Annotated in this window: 6 protein-coding genes and 1 tRNA gene; all 7 read right to left on the reverse strand. The window is 73.0% G+C overall.

Annotation, left to right across the window (positions count from 1 at the left end):
* Positions 1–33: 33 nt before the first annotated feature.
* Positions 34–1,677 (reverse strand): cation acetate symporter, encoded by a 1,644-nt coding sequence (locus tag ACFWEK_RS14695; RefSeq protein WP_430554522.1) that lies wholly within the window; start codon positions 1,675–1,677, stop codon positions 34–36.
* Between the two features lie 5 nt (positions 1,678–1,682).
* Positions 1,683–2,030, reverse strand: coding sequence for a DUF485 domain-containing protein (locus ACFWEK_RS14700; protein ID WP_429762414.1), 348 nt, complete (start codon positions 2,028–2,030; stop codon positions 1,683–1,685).
* Between the two features lie 164 nt (positions 2,031–2,194).
* Positions 2,195–2,974, reverse strand: coding sequence for a tRNA (guanosine(46)-N7)-methyltransferase TrmB (gene trmB, locus ACFWEK_RS14705; protein WP_430546917.1), 780 nt, complete (start codon positions 2,972–2,974; stop codon positions 2,195–2,197).
* Positions 2,975–3,023: 49 nt separating this feature from the next.
* Positions 3,024–3,455, reverse strand: a complete 432-nt coding sequence (locus tag ACFWEK_RS14710) for a pilus assembly protein CpaE (protein ID WP_430546916.1) — start codon at positions 3,453–3,455, stop codon at positions 3,024–3,026.
* Positions 3,456–3,472: 17 nt separating this feature from the next.
* Positions 3,473–4,750 (reverse strand): HupE/UreJ family protein, encoded by a 1,278-nt coding sequence (locus ACFWEK_RS14715; protein ID WP_430554520.1) that lies wholly within the window; start codon positions 4,748–4,750, stop codon positions 3,473–3,475.
* Positions 4,747–8,709 (reverse strand): metallophosphoesterase, encoded by a 3,963-nt coding sequence (locus tag ACFWEK_RS14720; protein ID WP_430554521.1) that lies wholly within the window; start codon positions 8,707–8,709, stop codon positions 4,747–4,749. The genes ACFWEK_RS14715 and ACFWEK_RS14720 overlap by 4 nt, the downstream gene beginning before the upstream one ends.
* Positions 8,710–8,911: 202 nt before the next feature.
* Positions 8,912–8,987 (reverse strand) — tRNA-Lys (locus ACFWEK_RS14725).
* Between the last annotated feature and the right edge of the window lie 129 nt (positions 8,988–9,116).

The following is a 9,116-nucleotide window of genomic DNA, read 5'->3' on the forward strand; positions in this document are numbered from 1 at the left end:
CGGCGGGGCCCGTCGGGCACCAGGTCGGCGTCGTCAGTGCTTGGCGACGGCCTTCTCGGCGCCGGCGCCGGTGAGCGAGCGGACCTCCATCTCGGCGAACTTCTCCGGGTGCGGCTTCTCCTTCGACAGGAAGGTGCCGACGATCCCGAGCAGGAAGCCCAGCGGGATGGACACGAGGCCCGGGTTCGTCAGCGGGAAGACGTCGAAGTCCGCCGACGGGAACATCGCCTTCTCGTTCCCGGACACCGTGGGCGACAGGACGATCAGCACGATGCAGGAGATCAGGCCGCCGTAGATGCTCCACAGCGCGCCCGAGGTGTTGAACCGCTTCCAGAACAGCGAGAACACGATCGTCGGCAGGTTGGCCGACGCCGCCACCGCGAACGCGAGCGCCACGAGGAACGCGACGTTCTGGTTCTGGGCGAAGATGCCGCCCACGATGGCGATGATGCCGATCACGACCACGGTCCACCGGGCGATCCGCACCTCGGAGTCGGGCTTGACCTCCCCCTTCTTGATGACGTTCGCGTAGATGTCGTGGGAGAAGCTCGCCGCCGCGGTGATCGTCAGCCCGGCCACCACGGCCAGGATCGTCGCGAAGGCGACCGCGGAGATGAGCCCGAGCAGGATCTCGCCGCCCAGGGCGAAGGCCAGCAGCGGTGCCGCCGAGTTCACTCCCCCGGGGGCGTTGTTGATCGCCTCCGGCCCCACCAGCGCGCCCGCGCCGTAGCCGAGCACCAGCGTGAACAGGTAGAAGATGCCGATCAGCCAGATCGCCCAGACCACCGAGCGCCGCGCCTCCTTGGCCGTCGGCACCGTGTAGAAGCGCATGAGCACGTGGGGCAGGCCCGCGGTGCCGAGCACCAGGGCGAGCGCGAGCGACAGGAAGCTCAGCTTGGAGGTGCCGTCCGCGCCGTACTGCTTGCCCGGCTCGAGGAGCGCCTGGCCGCCCGGACCGGCCGCCTCCACGGCGCCCCCGAGCAGGTCGGACAGGTTGAAGCCGAACTTGGCCAGCACCCAGACGGTCATGATGGCGGCGCCCGCGATGAGCAGCACGGCCTTGATGATCTGCACCCAGGTGGTGCCCTTCATCCCGCCGACCAGCACGTAGAGGATCATCAGCGCGCCGACCACGGCGATGACGAGGCTCTGCCCGGCGCGGCTGTCGACGCCCAGCAGCAGCGCGACGAGGCCGCCGGCGCCGGCCATCTGGGCGAGCAGGTAGAAGAAGACCACGAGCAGGGTCGCGAGGGCGGCCGCCATCCGCACCGGACGCTGGCGCAGCCGGAAGGACAGCACGTCGGCCATCGTGAACTTGCCGGTGTTGCGCAGCAGCTCCGCCACCAGCAGGAGGGCCACGAGCCACGCGACGAGGAAGCCGATCGAGTAGAGGAAGCCGTCGTAGCCGTTGAGCGCGATGGCGCCGCAGATGCCGAGGAACGACGCGGCCGACAGGTAGTCGCCCGCGATGGCGGTGCCGTTCTGCGGGCCGGTGAAGTTGCGGCCGCCGGCGTAGAAGTCGGCGGCGGACTTGTTCTGCCGGGAGGCACGGAACACGATCACCAGGGTGACCAGGACGAACGCCCCGAAGATGCCGATGTTCACCCAGGGGTTGCCGATGTCCGTGGCCTCGGCGGCGGAGACGACGGGGGTCCCCGCGAGGGACTGGGTCACGATGCCGCTCACAGCTCGCCCTCCTCGATCTCACGGCGCAGCGCGTCGGCCCGCGCGTCGAACTTCTTGTTCGCCCAGCGGGCGTAGAGCATGGTGATGACGAACGTGGAGACGAACTGCCCGAGCCCGAACAGCAGCCCCACCGTGATGTTGCTGTCGCCCAGCCTGATGCTCATGAAGTCGTGGGCGTAGTTGGCGAGCAGGACGTAGACGAAGTACCAGACGAGGAACAGCGCCGTCATCGGGAACACGAAGTTCCGGAAGGCGCGCCGCAGCCCCTGGAACTCGTCCGACCGCTGCACCCGTTGGTACTCGGTCTCTCCCGGTGGCGGCCCCGCGGTGGACAGGTCGCTCATGATGCCTCCGATGGCTCAGGCGTCCGACGGGGCCACGCTGCCCCGTTCGAGAACGTTTCGCGTGGCACACCTTGCTAGAGCCGAGCCGTGTGGCGCAAGTCACTTCCCGGGCGCGTCCCAGGTCGGGCGACGAGGTCGGCGGCGCGTCGGTACGGGAGCCGGGCTCAGCGGCGCACGTACTCCAGGTCGGTCGCGCCCCGGCCCGCGGCGGAGCCCTTCTTCTCGAAGCTCGTGAGCACGCGCCCCTCGAACCGCGGCGCCCGCTCCCCCGGCCCGTGGGCGTTCCGGAAGGCGTCGGAGGCCTCGAGCACCTCGAGCATCTGGTCGGCGTAGTGCGACCAGTCGGTGGCGAGCCGCCACACCCCGCCGGGCCGCAGCACGCGGGCGACGACCTCGGCGAACGCCGGCGTGACGAGCCGCCGCTTCTGGTGCCGGGACTTGTGCCACGGGTCGGGGAAGAAGACCCACAGCTCCTCGACCGACGCCTCAGGCAGCGCCGTGGCCAGCAGCTCCGCGGCGTCCGCCTGGACCAGCCGGAGGTTGTCGAGCTCGTTGCCGGGCGCGCCGCCGTCCCGTCCGGGGTCGGCACCCGCGTGCCCGGCGCGCACGATCGTCTGCGCCAGGCCCGGCGTGTACACCTCGACGGCGAGGTGGTCGCGCTCGGGGTGCGCGGCGGCCGCCGCGACGATCGCCTCGCCCTGCCCGGACCCGATCTCCACGACCAGCGGGGCGGTGCGGCCGAAGACCCGCGCCGGGTCGAACGTCCAGGACGGGTCGACGGACGTCACGGCGGCGCCGCGCGGCACGTCGACGAGGTACCGGTCGCGGCGGGTGTCCCACGCCTTGCCCTGCGCGGTCGTGAGGCGCGCGCTGCGCCGCACGAAGCTCACGGGCTGGCGGCGGTAGCGCGGGTCGACGGGCTCGGACGTCACGGGATCAGGCACGCCCCCAGGGTAAGCGGGGCACGGGGCACCGAGGATCAGGCGCCGGCGCTCAGGCGCTGAGCTCCACGAGCGCGAGCAGCGCGGCACCGTAGGCCTCGGCGGGGTCGGCCCCCGTGAAGGTCCGCACCTCGCCGAGCAGCTCGACCTCGACGTCGTAGCGCTCGGCCCCGCCCCGCTCCCCCGCGCCCGGGGTGGTGCGGGTCAGCCCCCGGAAGGTGGAGCGCAGCAGCTCGCGCAGCTGGTCCTCGCGCGGCAGCCACAGCGCGTCCTCGATGGCCACCGAGTCGAGCGCCCACTCGGTGGTGCCGTTGAACCCGAGGATGGTGCCGGTCGGGTAGTCGTGCGCCTCGATCGTCATGGTGCTGACGGTGAACACCTCGGCGGACAGGTCGGCGGCGTCGATGCGGAACCGGTCGCCGTCGGCGGGGCGCCACACCAGCCCCGCGTCGCGCAGCCGGGCCGCGAGCTCGGTGGAGATCATCGCCCCATCCTGGCCCCTCACCCGAGACCGAGCACGCGCTGCACGAGCCAGAAGAGCCCCACGACCGCGACGGCGGCGGCGACCACCGCCGTGACCCACCGGCCCGCCCGCGGTGCCCGCCGGCGCAGCAGCACGAGCAGCGGGTAGAGCACGGCGATGATGCCGAGCTGCACCGCCTCGATGCCCACGTTGAAGACGAGCAGCGACCCGAGCAGCCCCCACGACCAGGGCTCGTCCAGGCCCAGCGCGCCCGCGAAGCCCAGCCCGTGCACGAGGCCGAAGGCGAACACGACGGCGATCCGGACGACGTCGGACCTCGACAGGTCGTGCCAGCGCCGCCAGACCTGCTGACGTGGCTCGGTCGCGACGACGCCCGGCGCGTCGAGCCGCGGCGGTGCGCCCGGCCGCACGGCCCAGAGGTGCCCGGCGGCCACGGCGGCGATCGAGAGCGCGATGACCGGCTCGACCACCGCCCCGGGCGCGCTCACGGCGCCGGTCGCCGCGAGGAGGAACGTCACGGAGTGCGCCACGGTGAACGCCGTCGCCACCAGGACGACGTCGCGCAGGCGGCGGGAACCGACGATCAGGGCCAGCAGGAAGAGCAGGTGGTCGGGGCCGAGCAACAGGTGCTCCGCGCCGAGCACGAAGAACTCCCCCAGCCGCTGCCACGTGCCCTGCCCGCCCGTCGTGACGGTGGGGTGGGCCGGCGTGAGCACCGCCGAGCCCTCCTCGCCGTCGAGGTCGTAGGTCACCATCGTCTCGGTGGTGTGCACGAACGACTCGGCGTCCGGGAAGAGGGCGCTGAACAGCGTGTGCGTCCCGGGGCGTCCGGCGTCCCCGGCGGGGCACGCGTAGTCGAGCACGACCGTGGCGTAGGCCTTCCCGCCCCGGTCGCCGACCGTGGGGTCCGCCGCGAGCGCCGGGGTGCAGAGGTCGTCGCCCGCCCCCACCTGGAACCGCTCGGTGACGTAGGCGGCGACCTCGTCGGCGTGCTCGGCGAGCTGGGCCTCCTGCGCGGCCTGGCCGCGCGCGTCGTAGGCCTCGGCCGTGAGCCACGCGGACTTCATGAGCAGGTCGTACTCCAGGTCGAGCTCGACGCGGACGTCCGCGCCGTCGCCCGCCGTGACCCGCGCGTACGCGTCGGTCGTGGCGTCGTGGGCGGCGGCCGGGCCGGCCGCGCCGACCGTGCCGGCAACGGCGATCCCGGCGGCGACGAGCGCGGTCACGACGAGCCGGGGTGCCGCCAGGACGGCGCCGCGACGCGACGCCGTCCTGGCCGGGGTGGGGAAGGTCACCGCGTGCCGCCCCGCGTGGTGAAGAGGGCCGGCTCGGCGGCGGTGACGCCGCCGCCGCGCGTGGTGGCCGTGACGACCCACGCGTACTGCGTGTCCCGCTTGAGGCCGTCCCACCGCACGGACGCGACCGCGCCGGAGGCCACGGCCTTCGTGCCGATCACCCGCATGGGCGCGTAGACCGCCAGCGAGTCGGTGACCAGCGACGTGGTGCGGGTGGTGAGGTCCACCGGGAGCACCATGTTGTCGGCGGTCGAGTCGTACCGGGCGTCCGGGTCCCACTCGTCGGCCCCGAAGTCGTCGAGGAACGGCGAATAGGTGTCGACGCTCATCTCGGCCCGGTCGACGTCGAACTGCAGGAGCCGGAAGTACGAGGCACCGAAACGCAGCCGCTCGGACGGGTCGTAGCCCCCGATCGTGCCGAGGCCCACCCGCTGCGCGGGCACCGTGAACGCCTGGTAGTCCGCGAGGAGCTCCACGACGCCGTCCGCGATCTCCCCGACTGGCTTCACGTTGGTCGTGACGCCGTGCACGTGCCCGGCGAGCACGAGGAACACGTTGTCGTTCGGCTCGACCACGTACTTGTACAGCGGCGAGCCGTCGGGGGTGGCGAAGCCTGCGTTGCGCCCGTCCTTCTGCGTGCTGGCCGCGAGATACGCGTGGGTCATGAGGATGCCGTTGCGGTCGGGGTAGCGCTCGAAGATCCCGTCGGCCCACTCGGCCTCCTCGCGGGTGACGCCGTACCCCATGCCGACGGCGACGAAGTCCAGCCCGCCCGCGGAGAACAGGACGTAGTGGTTGGAGTTGTCGCCCTCGCGCCACGAGCCGTACTCGGCGTCCTCCCAGGACTCGGCCGCGGCCTTGTACCGGTCGGGGCCGAAGTACCGGTTGTAGGTGTCGGCACCGCCGTCCGCCCCCGACCAGTTGTCGTGGTTGCCCGCGACGGCGGAGTTGGGGATGCCGTCGATCTTCGCCTGCTGGCGGGAGGAGACCTCGAACTCGCCCGTCACCTGGTCCCGCATGGCGTCGTCCTGCGGTTCCCGGATGTTGTTCTCGATGAGGTCACCGGTGTGCGAGACGAACGCGATCTTGCGCTCCTCGGCGTTCGCGGCGATCCACTCGGTCACGCCCGCGTACGCGGACTCCCAGATCGCCCGCTCCTCGGCGGTCTCCTGCTCGACCGCGCCCTCGGACAGGTACTGGGTGTCCGTCATGTGCGCGACGGAGAAGTCGTAGTCCGCCGGGTCGGCGAAGCCCTCGGGGCCGGCGTCGAGGTCGTCGGCGAACGGGTCGGTGGCCGTCACCATGAGGTGGACGACGCCGCGGTCGCGGTGCTCCGGACCCGCCGGCGCCACGAGGACGGTGTCGCCGTCGGCGGTACCGCGCGACGCCGCGAGGGTGTCCCACACCTTCGCCGTCGTGTCCCACACCAGCAGCGACACCTCGCGCGCCGGGTCGGCCGTGCCGCTCCAGCGCACCACCGGGTGCTCCTCGCGGGACATCACCCGGACGTCGAAACGCTGGTAGGCGACGGCGTCGGCCTTCGGGGAGGCGAGGGTCTTCCCGTCGCCCGCGGCCAGGCCCTTCGCGGGGGCCTTCTTCGCCCCGCGTGGGTTCAGCTCCGTCGGGACGACGTCGGCCGTCCCCTGCCGGACCTCGCCCGGCAGCAGCACGTCCGCCTGCGCGAACGTCGCGGTGACGGTGCCGTCGTCCGGGCCTGCGACACGGGCCGACAGCGTCACCGGCGAGTCGACGTCGGTCGTGCCACGGGCGGGGGCGAGGTCGGTCGGGACGTCGGGCACGCCGGCGCTCGTGAAGGTGATCTCGCGCGTCGCCGTGTTGCCGAGCGAGTCCGCGGTCGCCACCTCGAGGGTGTGCTCGCCCGCGGACAGGCCCGGGCCGACCGGGTCGCCGAGCGCGACGGCCTCGCCGTCGAGCGTCACCTGCGCGTCGCCGACGACGCCGTGCGCGTCGTTCAGCTCCACCGCGAGGGGCACGGACGACGTGACCCGCGCGCCCTCGGCCGGGACCGAGGACGCGACGCGGGGCGCCGAGTTGTCCGTCTCCAGGACCCGGGTGGCGGTCTCGCCCGTCGTGGAGACCGCGGCGAGCTCGTGCTCGCCGTCCTTCAGGTCCGAGGTGTCCACGTCCGCGCGCAGGCCGCGCGCCGGGGCGTCGACGAGGAAGTGCAGGTCGACCTGGCGGAAGGAGTTGAGGTTCGAGCCGCACGTGCCGTCGCCGAGAGCGTACGACGGCGCCGCGTCCTGCTGCTGCGCCGCGCCGCCCGCCGGGGTCAGGACGACGTCGGAGACGGTGAAGTCGTCGAGGTTGCAGTCGTTCGCGAACGCGCCCGTGACCACGTCGATCTCGTTCCAGCCGGGCAGGAGCCCCTCGTTCGGGAACGTGATCTCCCCGCGGCCACCGACGATGGTCTGGTCGATGCGGCGCTCGATGCCGTTGATCCGCAGCGCGTTGGTCGCGGAGCCGTCGAGCGAGTTGGACCCGACGACGAACGAGACCGTGGCCTCGCCGTGCCCCAGGGCGGGGAACGCGGTCACGCCGGGCGCGTCGATCGTCCACACCAGCTCGACCTCGGGCAGCGCGGTGCTGGACGAGCCGCAGCTCCCGTCGCCCAAGGCGTAGGAGGCCTGCAGGTCGGCCGGCGGGGTGACCGTGCCGTCCGCGAGGCCCAGCGCCAGGCCCGACGCCGTGAAGTCGTCGAGGTTCGCCCCGCACGACGCGGAGACGTCGCCCGCCACCAGCGCGATCGTGTTCTCGCCCGGGTGCAGCAGGCGGTTCGGCACGCCCACCTGGACCCGCTCGGAGACGAGGTCGCGGCCGCCGTCGCCGCGCAGGTCGAGCCGGGTGCCGTTGACGAGCAGGTGGTTCTGGTAGCGCGTCTCGATCGAGTTCGTGCCGACGTCGAACGAGAACACCGACACCCCCTCGCCGAGGGTCGTCGGGCCGGCGGCGGGCTCGCCGTCGACCGTCAGCGCGGCGGTGCCGCCGTCGCCGTCGGCGGGTGCGGACGCCGTGACGGTCTGCACCCCGCGGGTGAGCGTGCCGTCCTCCGGGAAGAGGGCGGGGGCCCCGACCGGGGAGTTGTTCACGCGCAGGGTGTGCGTGGCGGTGGCCCCCGAGCGGGTGGTCGCGACCACCTCGTGCGCGCCGTCGGCGAGCGCCGTCGTGTCGACGTCCGCGGCGAGCCCCGTGGTCGCGCCGGGCACGGACCCGACCTCGAACGAGACCGTCGCCTCCTTGACGTAGGAGGTGTTGCTGCCGCAGGAGCCGTCGCCCATCGAGTACCCGAAGGAGTTCCCGGCGTCGCCGGCGGTCTCGCCGAGCAGCTCGAGCTGGAGCTCCGAGACCACGAAGTCGTCGAAGTTCACGCCGCACGAGGAGTCCTTGCCGCCGGCGTGGATCTCGACCGTGTTGGTGCCCTGGACGAGCCACTCGTTCGGCACGGGCACGGAGACGCGCTCCGACACCCAGGTGCGGTCCTGGTCGACGCGGTGGCCGTTGACGACGAGGTAGTTGGCGAACGCGACGTCGGCGGAGTTGCTCCCGACGTCGAACGTCAGGGCGGACGCGCCCGCCGTCGCCGCGAGGCCGGGCAGGTCCGCGCCGTCCACCGTGATCCGGCCGACCGGGTCGCCCGCGGTGGTCGGGTCGGCCGCGAACCGCACCGTGCCCTCGAGGTGGGCGCCGTCCTCCGGTGCCAGCGTGGGCGCGGTGCCGGGCTTCCCGGGCTTGCCTGGCTTCTTCCCACGCTCGGCGGGCGCGTCGTCCGGCCAGCCGGGGAACCCGGGGAACCGGTCGCCCACCGCCGTCGCGGCCGGGTCGGGGATCTCGGGAGCCGCAGTGGCGGGCGCGGCGCCGGCGCCGGGGAGCGCCAGCGCCCCGGCCACCAGACCGGCGGCGAGGGTGGACGCCCGCAGGCGTCCTGGGGGGTTCGGCCGCATCAGCGTGCCGTCCTTCCTGTCGTCGATGAGGGAAGGGCGCTCCCGCCAGGCAGCCCGGGCTCACCCGGGACGACAGCGTGGTGGCGGCCGGTGAACTCCCCGGTGCGTGCCGGGGGCGACCGGGAGAACTCTGGACGACCACTGGACGCCACCCGCTCCGGGGACGACGAAGCCCCGCCCGGCACTGCCGGACGGGGCTTGCTGGTGCGCCATCAGGGACTCGAACCCCGAACCCGCTGATTAAGAGTCAGCTGCTCTGCCAATTGAGCTAATGGCGCGTGGCCAGAGGACGCCCGCAGGCTCGCACCAGGAGGTCCTCACGCGACGAGGTCCCCGCGGTACGGGGACCTCGTGCTGGTGCGCCATCAGGGACTCGAACCCCGAACCCGCTGATTAAGAGTCAGCTG

The sequence above is a fragment of the Isoptericola sp. NPDC060257 genome (assembly GCF_042726645.1).
GTDB lineage: Bacteria > Actinomycetota > Actinomycetes > Actinomycetales > Cellulomonadaceae > Isoptericola > Isoptericola nanjingensis.

What these genes read in the sequence shown, in the direction of transcription:
- ACFWEK_RS14700 (WP_429762414.1), bottom strand. Translation starts at nt 2,030, where the DNA reads ATGAGCGACCTGTCCACCGCGGGGCCGCCACCGGGAGAGACCGAGTAC.
- ACFWEK_RS14710 (WP_430546916.1), bottom strand. Translation starts at nt 3,455, where the DNA reads ATGATCTCCACCGAGCTCGCGGCCCGGCTGCGCGACGCGGGGCTGGTG.
- ACFWEK_RS14720 (WP_430554521.1), bottom strand. Translation starts at nt 8,709, where the DNA reads ATGCGGCCGAACCCCCCAGGACGCCTGCGGGCGTCCACCCTCGCCGCC.